This is a genomic window from Stenotrophomonas sp. Marseille-Q5258 (genome assembly GCF_946900935.1).
In the GTDB taxonomy this organism is placed as follows: Bacteria; Pseudomonadota; Gammaproteobacteria; order Xanthomonadales; family Xanthomonadaceae; genus Stenotrophomonas; species Stenotrophomonas nematodicola.
In genome coordinates this window covers 67,972-87,775 of sequence record NZ_CAMPPN010000018.1, presented here as the reverse complement: position 1 = coordinate 87,775, position 19,804 = coordinate 67,972, and the positions used below count along the sequence as shown (strand labels likewise).

The 19,804-nt window shown below is 67.6% G+C and carries 15 protein-coding genes and 3 tRNA genes; 17 read left to right on the top strand and 1 reads right to left on the bottom strand.

The genetic code is table 11. The features are described 5' to 3' along the window. Positions 1–2: 2 nt before the first annotated feature. The 4 genes from OC534_RS13605 to OC534_RS13590 all read left to right on the top strand — a co-directional run bounded on the left by OC534_RS13605 (position 3) and on the right by OC534_RS13590 (position 4,942). Complete coding sequence (locus OC534_RS13605) at positions 3–512, top strand: PilX N-terminal domain-containing pilus assembly protein (protein WP_017356382.1); 510 nt, start codon at positions 3–5, stop codon at positions 510–512. A gap of 11 nt (positions 513–523) precedes the next feature. Beyond that, the gene (locus OC534_RS13600; RefSeq protein WP_262071967.1) at positions 524–4,366 is read left to right on the top strand and encodes a PilC/PilY family type IV pilus protein; all 3,843 of its coding nucleotides are present in this window, start codon (positions 524–526) and stop codon (positions 4,364–4,366) included. A 12-nt stretch (positions 4,367–4,378) separates the two neighbouring features. Continuing rightward, positions 4,379–4,807: a type IV pilin protein gene (locus OC534_RS13595; RefSeq protein ID WP_017356384.1), complete on the top strand. Its 429-nt coding sequence runs from the start codon at positions 4,379–4,381 to the stop codon at positions 4,805–4,807. A 58-nt stretch (positions 4,808–4,865) separates the two neighbouring features. Then, positions 4,866–4,942 (top strand) — tRNA-Asn (locus tag OC534_RS13590). 68 nt (positions 4,943–5,010) lie between these two features. Here the strand turns inward: OC534_RS13590 and OC534_RS13585 are convergent. After that, positions 5,011–5,547 carry a GspH/FimT family pseudopilin gene (locus tag OC534_RS13585; RefSeq protein WP_166472822.1) on the bottom strand — a complete coding sequence of 179 codons (537 nt, stop codon included), beginning with the start codon at positions 5,545–5,547 and terminating at the stop codon, positions 5,011–5,013. A 151-nt stretch (positions 5,548–5,698) separates the two neighbouring features. Here OC534_RS13585 and uvrB point away from each other — a divergent pair, with 151 nt between their 5' ends. The 13 genes from uvrB to OC534_RS13520 all read left to right on the top strand — a co-directional run bounded on the left by uvrB (position 5,699) and on the right by OC534_RS13520 (position 19,749). Continuing rightward, entirely contained in the window at positions 5,699–7,723 is a 2,025-nt protein-coding gene (gene uvrB, locus OC534_RS13580; RefSeq protein ID WP_136006990.1) for an excinuclease ABC subunit UvrB, read from the top strand. A gap of 104 nt (positions 7,724–7,827) precedes the next feature. After that, positions 7,828–7,902: transfer RNA gene (locus tag OC534_RS13575), tRNA-Val, on the top strand. Positions 7,903–7,997: 95 nt separating this feature from the next. Further along, positions 7,998–10,514: a DNA internalization-related competence protein ComEC/Rec2 gene (locus OC534_RS13570; RefSeq protein WP_316044084.1), complete on the top strand. Its 2,517-nt coding sequence runs from the start codon at positions 7,998–8,000 to the stop codon at positions 10,512–10,514. Positions 10,515–10,517: 3 nt separating this feature from the next. After that, positions 10,518–11,195, top strand: coding sequence for a MotA/TolQ/ExbB proton channel family protein (locus OC534_RS13565; RefSeq protein WP_136006988.1), 678 nt, complete (start codon positions 10,518–10,520; stop codon positions 11,193–11,195). 3 nt (positions 11,196–11,198) lie between these two features. Continuing rightward, positions 11,199–11,621, top strand: a complete 423-nt coding sequence (locus OC534_RS13560) for a biopolymer transporter ExbD (RefSeq protein WP_136006985.1) — start codon at positions 11,199–11,201, stop codon at positions 11,619–11,621. Next, the gene (gene msbA, locus OC534_RS13555) at positions 11,618–13,366 is read left to right on the top strand and encodes a lipid A export permease/ATP-binding protein MsbA (protein ID WP_136006983.1); all 1,749 of its coding nucleotides are present in this window, start codon (positions 11,618–11,620) and stop codon (positions 13,364–13,366) included. The genes OC534_RS13560 and msbA overlap by 4 nt, the downstream gene beginning before the upstream one ends. Next, positions 13,366–14,388: a tetraacyldisaccharide 4'-kinase gene (lpxK, locus tag OC534_RS13550; protein ID WP_262071966.1), complete on the top strand. Its 1,023-nt coding sequence runs from the start codon at positions 13,366–13,368 to the stop codon at positions 14,386–14,388. The genes msbA and lpxK overlap by 1 nt, the downstream gene beginning before the upstream one ends. Before the next feature lie 91 nt (positions 14,389–14,479). After that, the gene (kdsB, locus tag OC534_RS13545) at positions 14,480–15,253 is read left to right on the top strand and encodes a 3-deoxy-manno-octulosonate cytidylyltransferase (RefSeq protein WP_017357523.1); all 774 of its coding nucleotides are present in this window, start codon (positions 14,480–14,482) and stop codon (positions 15,251–15,253) included. Further along, a complete protein-coding gene (locus OC534_RS13540) occupies positions 15,250–15,738 on the top strand; it encodes a low molecular weight protein-tyrosine-phosphatase (protein ID WP_262071965.1) in 489 nt (162 codons plus the stop codon). Before kdsB ends, OC534_RS13540 begins: the two co-directional genes overlap by 4 nt. Next, a complete protein-coding gene (locus OC534_RS13535; protein WP_017357521.1) occupies positions 15,735–17,150 on the top strand; it encodes a hypothetical protein in 1,416 nt (471 codons plus the stop codon). Before OC534_RS13540 ends, OC534_RS13535 begins: the two co-directional genes overlap by 4 nt. Next, positions 17,147–18,994, top strand: a complete 1,848-nt coding sequence (gene uvrC / locus OC534_RS13530; RefSeq protein WP_017357520.1) for an excinuclease ABC subunit UvrC — start codon at positions 17,147–17,149, stop codon at positions 18,992–18,994. The genes OC534_RS13535 and uvrC overlap by 4 nt, the downstream gene beginning before the upstream one ends. A 9-nt stretch (positions 18,995–19,003) precedes the next feature. After that, positions 19,004–19,627 (top strand): CDP-diacylglycerol--glycerol-3-phosphate 3-phosphatidyltransferase, encoded by a 624-nt coding sequence (gene pgsA, locus OC534_RS13525; RefSeq protein ID WP_017357519.1) that lies wholly within the window; start codon positions 19,004–19,006, stop codon positions 19,625–19,627. A gap of 46 nt (positions 19,628–19,673) precedes the next feature. Continuing rightward, a tRNA-Gly gene (locus tag OC534_RS13520) sits at positions 19,674–19,749 on the top strand. Positions 19,750–19,804 lie beyond the last annotated feature (55 nt).

Sequence of the window (19,804 nt, the reverse complement as noted above, 5' to 3'; positions counted from 1 at the left end):
CCATGAACCGGTCTTCCAGAACCTTCACCGCACCTGCGCGTCAGCGCGGTGCCGTGCTGTATGTCGCCCTGATCATGCTGATCCTGTTGGCACTGATCGGCATCGCCGGCATGCAGGTGGCCGGCATGCAGGAAAAGATGGCAGCCAACTATCGGGCCACCAACACCGCCTTCCAGGCGACTGAAAGCATGACCCGGCGCACCGAGCACGCCATCGAGGCGATCGCCAACCGCACCTCGCCGGCCAGCGATGCGCCGATCACGGCCAGCAACATCGCGCTGAACTGTGATGATGGCTACGACCCGGTTGACTGGGGCCGGAGGAAGTCCATCACCGGCGCCGATGCGGTCAACGTGCGCCGTATCGACTCCTGCATCATCGGCGGCGGCTCGCTGGGCATGGGCAAGGCTCTGGACCCGACCGCACCGATCTACCAGATCACTTCCTTCGCCACCGATGTGCCGGCCGGTCCGTCCTCGTCGGCCGTCATCGACACCGTATTCAAGCTCTGAGGGCTGCCGACATGATTTCCCGCAAACTCGGTATCACCGCAGGGGCAGGTGTGCTGCTGCTCGGTTCCGGCCTGTACTTCATGTACAGCCTGTTCGCTGCCCAGGGGCAGGGCGAACTCGCCACGGCGCCGCTCAATTCGGTCAGCTCGGCGCCCCCGGCTTTCATCATGGCCGTCGACGATTCCAACTCGATGACGTTCGAGCGCATCTTCGTCGGCGGCGACGGGCGTCTGCAGTGGAACGGCAGCAGTTTCTTCAAGTCGGCAGGTGTGTTCTACAACGTGGGTGTGGGTTGCAACAACAACTCGGTGGACTGCTATGTCTATCTGTTCCCGCACAACGGCTACAACGCCAGTTACACCGCCGGCCGGGCCGTTCCACCGCTGGATGAATTCGGCTTTGCGCGCTCGCCTGCCTACAACGCCGGCTACTTCAATCCGGCCGTGACCTACGAGCCGTGGCGCAAGGCCGACGGTGTGGGAGCTGCGGGTCTGTGGGATGCGGCGGTGCCGGGCAGCACCCGTGCCGATCCGCGTTCGGATTTCAAAACCGGCTACAACGTCATCTACAACCTGACGACCTCACGTGCGCTGACCTCTGAAACCTACAGCATCCTCACGGGCATGACCCTGCCCAAGGGTACGGTCTATTACTCCAGCGGCGAGACCTGCAACACCACCTATACCGATCGTCGTGGCAACGTGATCTCGAACAACGACGGTCTGCCCGACGCCAAGAAACAGTGGGTCGCGCTGGACAAGGCCTGGGTGGCACCGACCAACTGCACGGTTCCGCTGCAGTATTTCCCGGCCACGTTCTATCTGCCGGAAGCGGCGCCGGCCCCGGCCGGATACAAGACCGCCGACGCCAACCGCCCGATCATCAAGAACGCCTGTGGTCCGTCCTGCAATCTGCGTCGCTACACGATCATCTCGGACAACTACGACAGCGGCTACAACGACGCCATCAAGAACTTCGCCAACTGGTTCCAGTACCACCGCAATCGCATCCTGTCGATGGTGGGCTCGTCCTCGCATGCCATGCGCGAGATCGAGAATATGCGGGTGGGCTACTTCACCATCAACAAGCTCGTCGACGTGACCATGTACGACGTGGTGAAGCAGCGCGCCGACCTGTACAAGAAGATCTACAGCCTGGCGCCCAACGGCGGTACGCCGAACCGCGAAGCGGTGGACTTCCTGGGCAAGCAGTTCAGCCGCACCGGGCCCGGCGCGCCGGTGGCGTTGGCGTGCCAGCGCAACGGCGGCATGCTGTTTACAGACGGCTACACCAACACCTCCAGCAAGGTCCCCGACGGCACCGACTACGGGAACGCCGATTCCTCGGGCACCACGCACTTCAGTGGTGCGCCGTTTGGCGACAGCTACAGCAACACCATTGCCGATATCGCGGCCGCCTATTACGACGGACCGTTGGTACCGCTCCGCACCGACGACGGGTTCCCCGCCGGGCAGGTGCCGGTCAGCAAGCAGTGCAGCACGCTCAGCAAGACCTCGGCGGACTGGAAGCGCTTGGACTGCCAGACCAATCTGCACATGAACTTCTACGGCGTGACGCTGGGCGCCCAGGGCAAGATCTATGAAGTGAACCAGGCGGCGACCAAGGATCCGTACACGACCGCACCGAACTGGAATGGCAACGGCAAGCCGATGGACTCGGATGACGGCCGCGTCATCGACGAACTGTGGCATGCCGCGATCAACACCCGCGGTGAGTTCATCAACGCCAAGACCCCGGCCGAAGTGACCGCCGCGATGCGCCGTGTGCTGTCCGCCGTCGCCGCCGGCTCCTCGCCGTCGGGCAGCATCGCGTTGACGGGTGCGCGCATCGGCGCCGGCTCGCTGACCGTCACTCCGACCTATGAAGTGGCCAATGAAGGTACCGACTGGTTCAGTCGTCTGGCCGCCAATCAGGTCTCGGTCAATCCCAGCACCCGGGCAGCGGTCTACACCCCGATCTGGGAGGCCAGCAGCAAGTTCCCGCTTGCGGCCTCGCGCAAGATCTACTTTGCCAACGGTAACGGCATCAGCGAATTCACTTCGCCGACGGTCACGCTGGACATGCTCTGTGGCACGCCCACCGACCTCTACCCCGGCATGAGCCGCTGCGACAGCGCGGGGCTGACTGGCCTGGCCACGGATGCGTCGGCCACCGCCTATCTGCGCGGCGATGCGAGCGACGAGGTCCGCAACGGCGGCAAGCTGCGCGACCGCACCACGATCCTGGGTGACATCATCAATTCGTCGCCGCAGATCAGCGCCCCGATCGACGACTTCGGCTATGGCGCGCTGACGGATACGCCGGGCTCGACCTATGCGGCGTACCTGAAGAGCAAGCTGAACAACCGCTACATGGTCTATGTGGGCGCCAATGACGGCATGCTGCACGCCTTCGATGGCGGTCTGGATGCGGAGGGCAAAACCGCCGGCAATGGCGGACGTGAGCTGTTTGCCTACATTCCGGAGACCTCGCTGGGCCACATGGGCAACCTGCTCAAGCCCTACAACCCGCTCAACGCCAAGGACCAGGTGCCGCACCGGTACTTCGTCGACGGTCCGGTGACTGTGGGCGACAGTCACTACGATGGCGCCTGGCACACCACTCTGGTCGGTACCACCGGTGCCGGCGGGCGGGGTGTGTTCGCGCTGGACGTGACCAAGCCGGACAACTTCGGCGCCAGCAGCCGCCTGTGGGAGATCAACGACATTTCCGGCGGCTCTACGGATATCCGGAACAACATCGGCTTTGTGCTCGGCAAGCCGGTGATCGTGCCGTTCAAGTCAGGCAACACCGTGAGCTGGAAGGCGATCTTCGGCAACGGTTACAACAGCAAGAGCGGCAAGGCGGTGCTGTTCGTGGTGGACATCGGCACCGGATCGCCCAACGTGCGCATGATCGAAGCCGCCGAATCCGGCACGGGGGCGCCGTCGGGGGTCAACGGCCTGGGCAACATCGTGGTGCTGGATCGCAAGGACAATGGCGACTCCACGCGGATGGTGCGCGATGGGTACGCTGATACCGTGTATGGCGCCGATGCCAACGGTGCCGTGTGGCGCTTCGATCTTCTTGAGAGTGGCAACAAGGTGAGCAAGCCGGTGTTCACCACGCTGTCGCGCGTCGAGTCGCGGATGACCTACCGCCAGCCGATTCTTGGCGGCCTGGTCGCCGCCTCGGGCGAAGGCGGTGGCGTGCTGCTGATGTTCGGTACCGGCAGCTTCTCCTTCGCCAATGACGTGGCGGATGAAACCACGCAGTCGCTGTACGCCTTTACCGATCGTTCCGGTGCCACCATCACGACCGTCACACGCGACAACCTGCAGCCATATGCGGTGCAAGTGGGCAGCGATGGTGTCTCGCGCTCGATGACGACGGGAACCCGGCCCACCGGGCCCCTGGGGTGGTACATCGATCTGCCGCGGGGCGAGCGCATGATCGGCTATCCGGACGTGGTCGCCGGCGTGGTGTTCATGCCGACCTACGCGGCCCTGCTCAACTCGACGGGCTGCAGCACCGTCGGCAAGAACTGGCTGTTCGGCTTGGATGCCCGTTCCGGTGCGGCGGCGTTGTCGACCGTCCGGCTGGGCTCGCCGGGCGGCAAGTCCTACGCGGCGGGCACGGCGGCGGTCGCGCTGGATACCGGCGGCTCCGCACCGGTCAAGGACGTGGCGGTGTCGGTGGTGCCGCGTCTGCAGGCGCCTGCCAACCCGGGCGGCGGTGCCGCACCGCCCACCGTGCCGGGCAGCGGCTGCTGGATGGTGGTCAATGTGGCCGGCGCCCAGCCGATGTACCTGCCTTATCCCTGTGGTCGCCAATCCTGGCGCCAGATCCAGTAACGGAGACCGCACATGCGTTCGATGCTTTCCAACCGGTTCCGCGGCCATCGCCGCGGAGCCCCCGGCTTCACCCTGATCGAGCTGATGATCACCGTGGCGGTGGTCGCCATTCTGGCCGCAATTGCGTATCCGTCCTACCAGGACCAGATCCGCAAGTCGCGGCGTGCGCAGGCGAAGGCGGACATGGTGGAGTACAGCCAGATGGCCGAGCGTTTCCATACCGTGAACAACACCTACGCGGGCTTTGCACTGGGCGCGACCCAGACCCCGCGCGAGGGCGGCTCGGCGTGGTACGCGCTCACCATCCAGCAGACCCCGGCCACGTTCACCATCACCGCTACGCCCCAGGGCACGCAGGCGAAGGACAAGTGCGGCACGCTGACCATCAACCAGGCCAGCGTCAAGACGCCGGCCGAGGCGACGGTGTCCGGCTGCTGGTGATGCGGAACGGGGCAGGGTGTTGCATCGTCACGCGGCAACCTCTAGAATTCGCCTCCCCGCCCGAATAGCTCAGCCGGTTAGAGCACTTGACTGTTAATCAGGGGGTCGTTGGTTCGAGTCCAACTTCGGGCGCCAGATCATGCAGAAGCCGCGAGAAATCGCGGCTTTTGTCGTTTCCGACACTGCCTCGGCGGCCGCGCCGCTCAGGGACACGGTTCGGTGCCGCGGTAGGTCAGGGATCGCGCACGCCCGGTGTTGTTCACGATCACATCGCCACGCCGCTCGTCGCGCAGGCACAGCGCGATGGTCAGATTGCTGCCCAGGCTGCGCCCATTGGCGCCATAGCGCAGGGTGGGGCGTCCGGACGTGGCGGTGGCCCGGATGCCACGCGCGCGCTGGCCCGGCTGGTAATGCAGCACGTCGTCCGGCGCGGCCGGCTGATCCTGGCGGCGGCGGTCGCGGTAGATCAACCACCCTGCGCTCCAGTCCAGGCTGCAATGCCGCCCATCGTCGCTTGCGCACACGCTGACGGCATGGCGGCGGCTGATCGCCGTGCTGCGCGCGGCGGCGAATGCGGTCAGCAGCTGCATCCGCATCGTATCCACGCGGGTCCGATCGAGCACATCCTGGAAGCCGGGCAAGGCCAGCGTGGCCAGCCCTGCCAGCAGGCCCAGCGCCAGCAGCAGCTGGATCAGGGACAGGCCGGCCGCCTGCGGAGGGGGACGGGTAACCGGGCGCATCGGGAACGTCCTTAACAGCGGAGGTATCGACAGTGCGCGGTCCGCGCGGTGGGCGGTATCGGCACATCCCGGCCGCGGGCCTCGGCATAGCCCTCAGCCAGCCGTCACCAAGGCCCCCGGTATACTGGAGGGCCCGGGCAGTGGCGGCACCATGAGCGATCGCTTTGAACTTGTTTCCCCGTACTCGCCGGCCGGCGACCAGCCAGCGGCGATCGAGAAGCTGACGGCCAACTTCGAGGCGGGTGTCGCCAAGCAGACCCTCCTCGGCGTGACCGGCTCCGGCAAGACCTACACCATCGCCAATGTGATCCAGCAGGTGCAGAAACCGACGCTGGTGATGGCGCCGAACAAGACGCTGGCCGCGCAGCTGTATGGTGAATTCAAGGCCTTCTTTCCGCACAACGCGGTGGAGTATTTCGTCAGTTACTACGATTACTACCAGCCGGAGGCCTACGTACCGTCGTCGGACACCTTCATCGAGAAGGACAGCTCGATCAACGAACACATCGAGCAGATGCGCCTGGCCGCCACCAAGACGCTGCTGTCGCGGCCGGACGCGATCGTGGTGGCCACGGTGTCGGCGATCTACGGCCTCGGTGCCCCCGAGGACTACCTGTCGCTGCGCCTGATCCTGTCCAAGGGCGAGCGCATCGACCAGCGTGATCTGATCAACCACCTTACCCAGCTGCAGTACACCCGCAACGAATACGAACTGCACCGCGGCACGTTCCGCGTGCGCGGCGAAGTGATCGATGTGTTCCCGGCCGAATCGGACAGCGAAGCGGTACGCATCGAGCTGTTCGACGGCGAGGTCGAGCAGATCAGCATGTTCGATCCGCTCACCGGTGAAAGCCTGCGGCGGCTGCAGCGGTATACCGTCTATCCCAAGACCCACTACGCCACCACACGCGAGCGGGTGCTGTCGGCAGTGGATACCATCAAGGCCGAACTGAAGGTGCGGCTTGAGCAGCTGTACGAGCAGAACAAGCTGGTGGAGGCGCAGCGTCTTGCCCAGCGCACCCAGTTCGATCTGGAAATGATGGCCGAAGTCGGGTTCTGCAACGGCATCGAAAACTACTCGCGGCATCTCACCGGCAAAGCGCCGGGCGAGCCGCCGCCGACGCTGTTCGACTACCTGCCGCCGGATGCGCTGCTGGTGATCGACGAATCGCACGTGACCATTCCGCAGATCGGCGCGATGTTCAAGGGCGACCGTTCGCGCAAGGAAACCCTGGTGGAGTTCGGTTTCCGCCTGCCGTCGGCGCTGGACAACCGTCCGCTGCGATTCGAGGAATGGGAGGCACGCTGCCCGCGCAGCATCTATGTGTCCGCTACACCTGGACCGTACGAGCTGCGCGAAGCCGCTGACGAAATCACCGAACTGGTGGTGCGTCCAACCGGTCTGATCGATCCGGTGGTGGAGATCCGTCCGGTGGGCACGCAGGTCGACGACCTGATGAGCGAGGTCAACGAGCGCATCAAGCTGGGCGACCGCGTGCTGGTCACCACGCTGACCAAGCGGATGGCCGAGAACCTCACCGAATACCTCACCGAGCACGGCATCCGCGTGCGGTACCTGCACTCGGACATCGATACCGTCGAGCGCGTGGAGATCATCCGCGACCTGCGTCTGGGCAAGTTCGACGTGCTGGTCGGCATCAACCTGCTGCGCGAAGGCCTGGACATGCCCGAGGTGTCGCTGGTGGCGATCCTCGATGCGGACAAGGAGGGTTTCCTGCGCTCGACGGGGTCGCTGATCCAGACCATCGGGCGTGCGGCACGCAACCTGCGCGGCAAGGCGATTCTGTATGCCGACCGCATCACCCGCTCGATGCAGGCGGCGATCGACGAGACCGACCGCCGCCGCGCCAAGCAGGTGGAGTACAACGAACTGCATGGCATCGTGCCCAAGTCTGTGTTGCGTCCGATTACCGATGTGCTGGAAGGTGCGCGGTCGGAAGCGGCCGAGAAGGAGAGCCGCGGCAAGGGCAAAGGCAAGGGGGGGCGGATCGCCGAGGAGGCGGTCGATTACCGGACGCTGGAACCGGCGCAGATCGCCAAGCGCCTGCAGGTGCTGGAGCAGCAGATGTACCAGCATGCGCGCGATCTGGAGTTCGAGGATGCGGCCCGTGTACGCGATCAGATCCGCCAGTTGAAAGAGGCGAGCCTGGGCTGAACAACATCTTGTGAAAAATCTTCACAAAAGTGTTGCTCTTCCCAGGCGACGTCCGTAATATACGCGGCCTGCACCGACGCAATCGCGGCAGCGCAGAACGAAACGGGCGGTTAGCTCAGCGGTAGAGCACTACCTTGACATGGTAGGGGTCACAGGTTCGAACCCTGTACCGCCCACCACTTAAGTACCTGAGCAGTCAGAGGAAAGAGTGGATACGAACGAAGCCGGCCCTTGGGCCGGCTTTTTCGTTCTGGTCCTCCTGCAGGCGAGGTGCATGGGGGGCGATCACCCTGTCGCCCCGGAGTATTCCGACGCACGCAAGCCGTGGCGTCTGATGGTGGCTGCCATGACGCCGGCAGACGATGGCCGTTCCATCGCCGCGCCGACTTCCATGCCACGCTCGTCCTCCGCTGCGACCGCCGACAATGTGCCGATGTTTGGCAAGGCCTGTGCCGCCAGCCTGCTGGGTGGCGTGTGTGCGGTGGTCTTTGCCCCTGTCCTGCTGCCGGTGGCCATCGCATGGTGTGGCCTCGTTGTCGGCGCGGCTGCCTGGAGCGCGTGGCCGCGCGGGCGCTGGTGTGGCGGGTTGCTGCTGGGCGCGGGGTGGGCGGCGCTGCACGGGCATGCTGGCCTGGCACTGCAGTTGCCGGCCGCCGCGACACCGGCCGAACATGCCCTGCGCGGCCGGGTGCTCGACCTTCCACACCACGGCGAGCGCAGCACGCGCTTCCGCTTCCGTATCGACGACGACGCCGGCATGCCCGTTTCGCTGCGTGGACGCGAGGTGGTGCTGGGTTGGCACGATCCGGTCAGGCCGGACGCGTCACAGGGGCGTCATGCACTGCGTGCCGGCGCGCGCTGGTCGCTGGTCGCCAGGCTGCGGCCGCCGCGTGGCCTGCGCAACCCGGGCGGCTTCGATGCCGAACGCCAGGCGTTGCTGCAGGGCGTGGCGGGCAGTGGCTATGTCACCGCGCCGCATCGGGCCCGCGCGCTGGGCCCGCCGACCGGCCTGCCGGCGTGGCGCGAGCGCATGGCCCAGACCATCGCGGACCAGGTACGCGGGGAAGGGCGCCGCTTCGTCCAGGCGCTGGCGCTCGGTGATACGCGCGGCTTGACCGCGCGCGACTGGGAGGACCTGCGGGCCCTCGGGCTGACCCACCTGGTGGCGATCTCCGGTTTCCATGTCGGTCTGGTCGCGGCGGTCGCGGCCTGGATGGCAGCGCTGGCCTGGAGGCTGCTGCCGGTGCTGGGGCGGTACTGGCCACGACCGCTGGCGGCGGCGCTGGCGGCGGTCGCAGGCGCCGCACTGTACGCCGCCGTGGCCGGGTTCGCGCTGCCTACCGTGCGCACGGTGTTGATGATCGCCATCGTCGCGGCCGCGCGCTGCACCCGGCGGCGGGTCACCGTGGGGCAGGCATTGGCAATGGCGGCACTGGCTGTGCTGCTGTTCGACCCGCTGTCGGTTCTCGCGCCGGGCTTCTGGCTGAGTTTCGCCGGCGTCCTGTGGCTGGTGTGGTGCCTGCCCGGGACGGACCGGCATTGGCTGGCCGCATTTCTCGGGGCGCAGGGCGTGGCGACGGTGAGCCTGCTGCCCCTGACGGTGGCGTGGTTCGGCCAGGCGTCGCGCGCGGGGCCGCTGGTCAATCTGCTGGCCATTCCCTGGTGGAGCCTGGTCGTGGTCCCGCTGGCACTGCTCGGCACCGCGCTGGAGGCGCTGTACGGCGGCGCGGGGCGATGGCCGTGGCAGCTGGCCGCGTGGTGCTTCGACACCAGTTGGTGGCTGTTCGGCCACGTCGCCCGCCGGCCATTCGCGTTGTGGTGGCTGCCGCAGGCCGGGCCGGCCGCGCTGGTGCTGGCCGTGGCAGGTGTGTTCTGGCTGCTGATGCCGCGCGGCGGCGGCGGCCGGTTGCCGGCGCTGGCGCTGTGTCTGCCGTTGCTGTGGCCGGCGCGGCCGCTGCCGGCCGACGGGGAGGTCGAACTGCTGGTGGTGGATGCCGGGCAGGGCCTGGCGGTGCTGGTCCGCACCCGCACGCATGCGCTGCTGTACGACGCCGGCCCGGCCGTACCGGGCGGCTTCGATGCCGGCGAGCGGGTGGTTGTCCCGGCCCTGCACGCCCTGGGGACGCCGGTGTTGGACCGGGTGCTCCTCAGCCACGGCGACCTGGACCATGTCGGCGGCCTGGCCGCCGTGCGGCGGTCCCATCCGGAGGCGCGGCTGCTGGCGCCGTCGGGCGCGCTGTCAATGCCGGCGGCTGTGTGCCGTCGCGGTGACGGCTGGCGCTGGGATGCGGTTGATTTCCGGCTGCTGCACCCGCCGGCCGGGCAGGGCGGGCGCGGCAATGCCGCCAGTTGCGTGCTGCGCATCACCACGCCGCACGGGGCGATCCTGCTGCCTGGCGATATAGGCCGCCGCGAGGAGGCGGCACTGCTGGCGCAAGACGCACCGGGCCTGGCGGCCCGGGTAGTGGTGGTGCCGCATCACGGCAGCGCCGGATCGTCCACGCCCGGCTGGGTGGACGCGGTGGCGCCAGAGCTGGCACTGGTATCGGCCGGGCATGGCAATCGATTCGGCCATCCGCGGGACGAGGTGGTGGCGCGCTGGCAGGCACGGGGCGCGGAGGTGCTCACCACCGCAGACAGCGGCGCGCTGCGGGTGTGGCTGGGCCAGGACGGCCTGCAGGTGCGTGAACAGCGGCTTTTCCAGCCCCGTTGGTGGGATGCCGCGGAGCGGGCGCGGGCGACTGCTATCCTATCGACAGTCAAACAGGCGGCCGCAGGGCCAGAGGGTTGAAACGTGTGGGAACTGGTCAAGGCCGGTGGCTGGCCGATGGTGCCGCTGCTGCTGTTGGGCGTACTGGCTTTGGCGATCGTCCTGGAGCGTTTCTGGACTCTGCGTCGCAATGAGGTCCTGCCCCCGGGGCTGGGCCAGGAAGTGCGCAACTGGGCGGCACGCGGCAAGCTTGATCCCGGCCACATCCAGTCCCTGCGGGCCAATTCGCCACTGGGCGCGTTGCTCGCGGCAGCGCTGGAAGCCCGCAACCGCCCGCGCGACCAGATCCGCGAGCGCATCGAAGATGCCGGCCGCCACCTGGTGCATCGCATGGAGCGCTTCCTGAACGCCCTGGGCACCATCGCCTCGGCCGGCCCGCTGCTCGGCCTGCTGGGCACGGTGGTCGGCATGATCCAGATGTTCCTGGGCATCCTCGACCACGGCGTGGGCGATGTGAACCAGCTGGCCGGCGGTATCGGCAAGGCGCTGGTGTGCACGGCCACCGGCATGATCGTGGCGATTCCGGCACTGATGTTCCATCGCTACTTCAAGGGCCGCATCAACGGCTACGTGATCGAGATGGAACAGGAGGCGGGCGCGCTGCTGGACGCGCTCGATGCGCGTCCCGGGGTGATGACCGGTGCCGCCCGTCCTGCCGCTGCCGCACCGGTCGCGGGTACGCCCGTGACGGTCAAGGGCTGACGGATGCGCATCCGCAATGACCGGACCCAGGACGAGCCGCATATCGATCTGGTTCCGCTGATCGATGTGATCCTGGTCCTGATCATCTTCTTCGTGGTCACCACCACGTTCGATGCACGCTCGACGCTGCAGGTACAGCTGCCGACGGCGAGCCAGCAGAACAGCGCCGAGCCACCGCGTGCGCTGAGCGTGCTGGTGAATGCCGAAGGACGCTATTTCATCAACGACCAGGAAGTGCTGCGTACCGACGTCGAGTCGGTCAAGCAGACCATCGCCGCGGTCGCCGGCACCGATCGCGAGCAGACCGTCCTGCTGCGCGCCGATGCCCGTACTCCCTACCAGGCGGTCGTGACCGCACAGGATGCGCTCGGCCAGCTCGGCTTCCGGCGCATCGCCATCGCAACGGCCCCCGAGGTGCGTCCATGAGCAGCAAACACGCGCCGGTCTGGCCGATCTACAAACGCCTGCTGGGTTACACCCGCGCCTACTGGGTCTTCATGGTGGCGGCGGTCATCGGCATGGTGGTCGAAGCCCTGGCCGGCTATCACTTCAGCAAGCTGATGGAGCCGCTGGTCAACCGCGGCTTCGTCAACCCCGAACCGCGCATGGCGGTGATTCTGCCGCTGACCATCCTGGGGTTGTTCGTGGCGCGCAGCGCGGCGACCTTCGTCAGTGACTACGCCTTGGCCCGCACCGGTCGCAGCGTGGTGCGCGATCTGCGTGAGCAGGTGCTGGAGAAGTACCTGCACCTGCCATCGTCGCATTTCGATGCCGAGTCCACGCCGGTGATGGTCAGCCGTCTGAACTTCGACACCGAGCAGGTTACCCAGGCCAGTGCCGACGCACTCAAGACCCTGGTCGCCGACACGCTCACCATCATCGCCATGCTGGTGGTGATGCTGCAGATGAGCGTCAAGGTGACCGTGGCGATGCTGGTGGTGGTGCCGCTGATCGGCGTCATCGTCTCGTTCGTGGGCAAACGCTACCGGCGCATCAGCCGCGGCATCCAGGACGGCATGGGGACAATGGCGCAGACGGCCGAGCAGTCGCTGTCCGCGCAGCAGGAAGTGAAGGTGCATGGCACCCAGGCGCACGAGATGTCGCGCTATGCCCGCCTCGCCAACCGCATGCTGGGCCTCAACATGAAAGTGGAAACCACCCGCGCGGCGGCCTCCAGCGTGGTGCAGTTCCTGGCCGCGCTGGCGTTGGCGGTGATTGTGTGGGTGTCCACGCGCGAGGCGCTGGCCGGGCGGCTGAACGCGGGTCAGTTCATGGGCCTGATGATCTCCATGACGGCCATCATCCCGTCGCTGCGTCGCCTGACCAGTGTGCAGTCCTCGATCGCGCGCGGCGTCTCGGCTGCGGAACGCCTGTTCTCGATCCTGGACATGCCGGTCGAGCGCGACGAGGGCCGCAAACGCATCGGTCGCGCCAAGGGCGAGCTGGCCTTCGAGCATGTCATGCTGCGTTACCGCGAAGACACCGGCATCGCGCTGGACGACATCAGCTTCGTCGCACGGCCGGGGACGGTGACCGCGATCGTCGGCCGCTCCGGCAGTGGCAAGACCAGCCTGATCCGGCTGGTGCCGCGCTTCTATGAGCCCAGCGGTGGGCGCATCACCCTTGATGGCGTGGCCCTGGACGACTACCCGCTCGAGGACCTGCGCCGCCAGGTGGCGATGGTCGGGCAGAAGGTGATGCTGTTCGACGACACGGTGGGCGCCAACATCGCTTACGGCATGGACGCCACCGACGCACAGATCCGCGCGGCCGCCGAGGCCGCCAATGCCTGGGAGTTCATCGCGCGGATGCCGCAGCAGCTGCAGACGCCGGTCGGCGAGAACGGCGCGCTGTTGTCCGGTGGCCAGCGCCAGCGTCTGGCGATCGCGCGCGCGATCCTGCGTGATGCGCCGATCCTGATTCTGGATGAGGCGACTGCGGCACTGGACAACGAATCCGAGCGGCTCGTGCAGGATGCGCTGCAGCGCCTGATGCCCGAGCGCACCACGCTGGTGATCGCCCATCGCCTGTCCACCATCGAGCACGCCGACCAGGTGCTGGTCATGGACCACGGCCGTATCGTCGAACGCGGTACCCACGAGGAACTGCTGGCGCTGGGCGGCCTGTACGAGCACCTGCACAAGATGCAGTTCCGCGAAAGGCAGTCCTGATGGCCGGCAAGGGAACGCAGACGCCGTCGTACTGGTATGACGGCAGTCCGGTGCCGTTGCCGGCGCGGCTGCTGGCCCCCCTGTATGGCGGCGCGATCGCACTGCGACGGATGCTGTACCGGCGGCGCTGGTTGAAGCGTCACAGTCTGCCGGTCCCGGTGATCGTCGTGGGCAATGTGACGGCCGGCGGCACGGGGAAGACGCCACTGACCATCGTGCTGGTGAACCGCCTGCGCGAGGCCGGGTGGAAGCCCGGCGTCGCCAGTCGGGGCTACGGCCGCGACGAGGCCGCCACGCCGCGGTGGGTGGACGCGGCGACCCCCACCGCGTTGGGCGGCGACGAACCGGTGCTGATCGCCTGGAAGACCGGCGTGCCGGTGCGCGTCGATGCGGATCGCGTGGCAGCCGGCCGTGCACTGGTCGAGGCGGGCTGCGACGTCATCGTCTGCGACGACGGCCTGCAGCATTACCGGCTGGCCCGTGATATCGAGATCGAAGTGGTCGATGCCCAGCGCCGCTATGGCAACGGGCGGCTGATTCCGGCCGGTCCGCTGCGCGAGCCGGCCAGCCGTGCACGCGACTGCGATTTCCGCGTCGTGAACATGGGCCAGGCCAGCAATGGCGCCGACGCCTTGCCGTCCAGCGGCTTCGGCGAGTGGCCGATGCAGCTGCACATCGACCACGCCCAGCCGCTGCAGGGCGGGCGGGCGCGCACGCTGGCGCACTTCCGGGGCCAGCGCGTGCACGCGGTGGCCGGTATCGCGCATCCGCAGCGGTTCTTCGACATGCTGCGCGCCCAGGGCATCGGCGTGGTGCCGCATGCGTTCGCCGACCATCATGCCTACCAGCCCTCGGACCTGCGCTTCGGCAGCGAGCTGCCGGTGCTGATGACCGAGAAGGATGCGGTGAAGTGCAAGGCCTTCGCCAATGAGTGGCACTTCGCCGTGCCGTTGTCGGCGGAGTTGCCGGCGGCCTTCTGGGTGAACCTGCTGGACCGGCTGGACAAGCTCGGCAAGCGTTGACGGGCAGGGTGCCGGCTGCGGCACACTGCTCCCCATCATCCTGCCGGTCACGCGCCGGCGGTCCCGCCCCGCCGCTGCGCAGAGGTCTTCCATGAGTGCCCCCCTCGATTTCGTCGTCGCCATTCCCGCGCGCTTCGCGTCCACCCGCCTGCCGGGCAAGCCGCTGCGGCTGATCGGCGGCGAGCCCATGATCCTGCGCGTGGCACAGCGCGCGCTGCTGGCCGGCGCGCGCGAGGTGTGGGTCGCCACCGACGATGAGCGCATCGCCTCGGCGCTGGCAGGACTGGACGGCGTGCGCGTGGCGATGACCGCGGCCGACCATCTGTCGGGCACCGACCGCCTGGCCGAGTGCGCGCTCCAGGCCGGTTGGGCCGACGACACCGTGGTGGTCAACCTGCAGGGCGACGAGCCCTTCGCGCCTGCCGATGGCATCCGCGCCGTGGCCGAGGCGCTGGTCTACAGCGGTGCGGTGATGTCCACGCTGGCGACTCCGATCGAGGATGCCGACAGTCTGTTCGATCCGAACGTGGTCAAGGTGGTGCGCCGCGAAAACCTGGACGCGCTGTATTTCAGCCGCGCACCGATCCCGTGGCATCGCGATGCCTTCGCGCAGTCGCGCCACACCCTCTCCGGGTCGCACTGGCTGCGCCATATCGGCATCTACGGCTACCGCGCCCGTTTCCTGCGCCAGTTCGCCGCCTTGCCGCCTGGCGCGCTGGAGCAGCTGGAATCGCTCGAACAGCTGCGCGTGCTGGAGGCCGGTCATCGGCTGACCGTCGCGCTGTCGCCGGCTGTGTTTCCACCCGGCATCGATACGCCCGAGGACCTGGACCGCGCGGAGGCGTGGTGGAGCGCGCAGGCGTGAAGCTGCTGGTGGTGTGCCTGGGCAACATCTGCCGCTCGCCGATGCTCGAGGGCGCTCTGCGCGCGCGCCTGGCAGCATCGCCACTGTCGGGGCGGGTCAGCGTCGATTCGGCCGGCACCGGCGACTGGCACGTCGGCGAGCCGCCGGATCGGCGTGCGATCGCCTGCGCCGCGCGGCACGGCGTGGATATCGCCGGCCTGCGCGCGCGCCAGCTCCAGCGCGTGGATTTCGACCGCTTCGACCACGTCTTCTGCGCCGATGCCAACAACCTGCGCGATGCCGCGCGACTGGTCGGCACGGCCGGGCAGGCTCGCCTGTCGCTGTGGCTGCCGTGGGCCGGAATCGAGACCCCGGCATCGATCCCGGATCCGTACACCGGGGGGGAAGATCATTTCGAGCAGGTCTGGACCCTGGTGGACGCGGCGGCCCAGGCGACCGTGGCACGACTGTTGCATGACGCCGACTCCGGCATAATCGGGCCATGAACGTCCAGCCCGTCCAGGATCTCCCCGAGTTCGCCACCTGGCTCAACGCCGCCCCGACCACCCTGGCCGAACTGCAGGGCCGGCCGGTGGTGCTGGCCTTCGTCAACGCCGCCTCGGTGTGGTGCGCGCAGCGCCTGGCCGAACTGGAGTTGTGGCAGTCGCGCAACCCCGGCAAGGTGCAGCTGCTGGTGCTGCAGGTGCCGCGCTTCGACTGCGAACGCGACCCGGCACAATCGCTCAAGCTGCTGCGCAGGCAAGGGGTGACCGCGCCGGCGCTGCTCGACGCGGACTGGGACGGCTGGCGGCGCTTCAATGTCACCGCCTGGCCCACACTGGTGCTGCTGGATGCCCAGGGCCGTGAACGTGAGCGACTGGTCGGCCTGGGCGGTGAGCTGGAGCGCACCCTCAACGGGCTGTGCGAAGGCGCCACACGCCCCCTCGACGATGAGCTCAACGTGCGCCGCGAGCTGCATCCCGAGCCCCGCCTGCCGCTGAGTTTCCCGACCGGGCTGGCGGTGACCACCGAGCGCCTGTATATCGCCGACACCGGGCACCACCGTGTGCTCGAGTGCAGTCACGGGGGGCGCGTGCTGCGCCAGTTCGGGCTGGGTACTGCCGATTTCATGGACGGGGGGCCGGGCGAAGCCGCCTTCAACCGGCCGCAGGGGCTCGCGCTGGAGCGCGAGTGGCTGTACGTGGCCGACACCGGCAACCACGCCCTGCGCCGCATCCATCTGATTTCCGGCCAGATCGACACGCTGTGCGGCACTGGCCGTCCCGGTGAACCGATCGAAGGGCCGATCGCCGATCCGCGCCGCAGCCCGCTGAACCACCCGCAGGGCCTGGCCGTGTCCGACAACCAGATCCACATCGGCATGGCCGGCGACAACCGCATCTGGAGCTACCACCAGGGCCAGCGCGCGCTGAAGTGGCGTGCCGGGTCGGGTGCCATCGAGGAGCGCGACGGCGGCAGCCATATGGCGGCGTTTGCGCAACCGACCTCGCTGGCTGCCGTGCAGCAGGCGCTCTACGTGTGCGACGCGCTTGGCTCCTCGATCCGCGCGATGCAGCTGCGCGGCGATCTGGTGCAGACGCTGGTCGGGCAGGGCATGTGGTCGTTTGGTGACGAAGACGGTCCACGCGCCACTGCCCGCCTGCAGTATCCGCAGGCGATCGCGCTGAGCCCCGATGCGCCGCTGCTGTGGATCGCCGACACCGGCAACGGGCGCCTGCGCACGCTGCGCCTGGGCGGCGGTGAACTGAGCACGCTGGAACTGCCGCGCCGTCTGCATGGACCGGCCGGGCTGGCACTCGGCGGCGGGGCGGTATGGATCGCCGAGACCGATGCCCATGCCGTGCTGCGTTTTGATCCGGTCAGTGGCGTTCTGAGCGACGTCCCGATCAGCGAATGACCGTTTCTTCCGCCCCCGCCTTCGACGGCAAGGCATTTGCGGCCCAGCTGAGCACCGCCCCCGGCGTGTACCGCATGTATGCCGCCGACGACACGCTGCTGTACGTCGGCAAGGCGCGTGCGCTGCGCAACCGCGTGGGCAGCTATTTCAACGGCACGCCCAAGTCCACGCGGATCATGTCGATGCTGTCGCAGGTCGCGCGGATGGACGTGACCGTGACGCGCTCGGAGGCCGAAGCGCTGCTGCTGGAAAACCAGCTGATCAAGTCGCTGTCGCCGCGCTACAACGTCTCCCTGCGCGACGACAAGACCTACCCGCACGTGCTGCTGACCCGGGAGGACTGGCCGCGCATCGCACTGCACCGCGGCCCGCGTGCGGTGCCGGGCCGCTACTACGGCCCGTATCCGGGCGTGACCGCGGTACGCGACACACTCAACCTGATGCACAAGCTGTTCAAGCTGCGCAGCTGCGAAGACAGCGTGTTCCGCAACCGTTCGCGGCCCTGCCTGCAATACCAGATCGGCCGCTGCAGCGCGCCGTGCGTGGATCTGGTGGCGGCCGACGACTACGCCGAGTCGGTGCGCCGTGCGTCGATGTTCCTGGAGGGCAAGAGCGACCAGCTCGCACGCGAACTGGGCACGCAGATGCAGGCCGCCAGTGAAGCGCTGGAGTTCGAGCAGGCCGCGCGCCTGCGCGACCTCATCACCGCGCTGCGCAGCATGCAGACCCGCCAGTACGTGGACGGCCGCGCCGCCGACCTGGACGTGCTGGCCTGCGCCACCCAGGGCGCCAATGCCTGCGTGATGCTGCTGGCCTTCCGTGACGGCCGCAACCTGGGCACGCGGCCGTTCTACCCGCGCACCAACGGCGAGGAAAGCGCCGAGGAAGTGCTGGCCGCGTTCGTTTCCCAGTACTACGCGGAGCATTCGCCGCCACGGGAAATCCTGCTCGACCGGGAAATCCCCGATGCCAGCCTGATCGAATCGGCGCTGTCCACGTCGGCCGAGCACAAGGTGCAGCTGCGCTGGAACGTGCGTGGCGAGCGTGCCGGCTATGTCGAACTGGCCAGCCGCAACGCGCAGATCACCCTGGTCAGCGAACTTACCAGCCGCAGCGCCCAGCACGCGCGCAGTGAAGACCTGCGGCAGATGCTGGGCCTGGCCGAACCGGTCAAGCGGGTGGAGTGCTTCGACATCAGCCACACGATGGGTGAGGCCACGGTGGCCTCATGCGTGGTGTTCGACGCCAGTGGCCCGGTGCGCAGCCAGTATCGCCGCTTCAACATCAGCGGCATCGAGCCGGGCGACGATTACGCCGCGATGCGCCAGGCCATCGACCGCCGCTTCCGCCGTGCGGTGGAGGAGGACGGCGTGCTGCCGGACCTGCTGTTGATCGACGGTGGCGCAGGCCAGCTGGCCCAGGCCCAGGCGGCCCTGGCCGATCTGGGTGTGGAAGGGGTGATGCTGGTGGGTGTGGCCAAGGGCGTCGAGCGCCGGGCGGGGCACGAGGCGCTGGTACTGCCGGATGGCCGCGAGCTGCGTCCGGGCGCGGCCTCGCCGGCCCTCCAGTTCATCCAGCAGGTGCGCGATGAAGCCCATCGTTTCGCCATCACCGGCCACCGCGGCCGCCGCCAGAAGGCGCGGATGACCAGCAAGCTGGAGGATATCGCCGGTATCGGCCCGCGCCGCCGCGCCAGCCTGCTCAAGCATTTCGGCGGCCTGGTCGGGCTCAAAGCGGCCGGCGAGGCGGAAATCGCCAACGTGGAGGGCATCAATGACGCCCTCGCTGCACGCATCTACGCTAACCTTCATGGACTGCCCACGCCCGACGCGGCGGGCGAGTAGAGAGACGCAATGAAGTTGACCCTCCCCACCTGGCTGACGCTGCTGCGGATTGTGATGATCCCGGTGCTGGTGCTGGTGTTCTACCTCCCCTACAAGTGGACCAATTTCGCCTCCGCGGCGATCTTCGGCCTGGCCGCATTGACCGACTGGCTGGATGGCTGGATCGCGCGCCGCTACGACCTGGCCTCGGCGTTCGGCGCCTTCCTCGATCCGGTCGCGGACAAGCTGATGGTGGCCGTGGCGCTGTTCCTGATCGTGCAGGGCCATCCCACGCCGTGGATGGCATTCTGGGCGGCCGTGATCGTCGGTCGCGAGATCGCGGTGTCGGCGCTGCGCGAGTGGATGGCCGAGATCGGTCAGCGCGCCAAGGTGCGCGTCGCCCTGATCGGCAAGATCAAAACCACCGCGCAGATGGTGGCGCTGCTGTGCCTGCTGTACTCGGTGGCGCCGCATACACCGATGCACGAGATCTGGATGGGCGAAGTCGTGTTCCACATCGGCGACTGGACGCTGGCGATCGCCGCCGTGCTCACGCTGTTCTCGGGCCTGCAGTACCTGCATGCGGCCTGGCCGAGCCTGCGTGAAGACGAACGCGCCGCGCGTGAAAGCGCCAAGGCAAAAAAGAATGCCTGAGGGCTGTTGACAGCACCGCGTTTGGCTGTAAAATTTCGCCTCCCAAGCGGGAATAGCTCAGTTGGTAGAGCGCAACCTTGCCAAGGTTGAGGTCGCGAGTTCGAGTCTCGTTTCCCGCTCCAGATATAGGTTTTCAAGGCGGTTGATCGCAGTGGAAGCCAGCAGAAAAAGCGACCG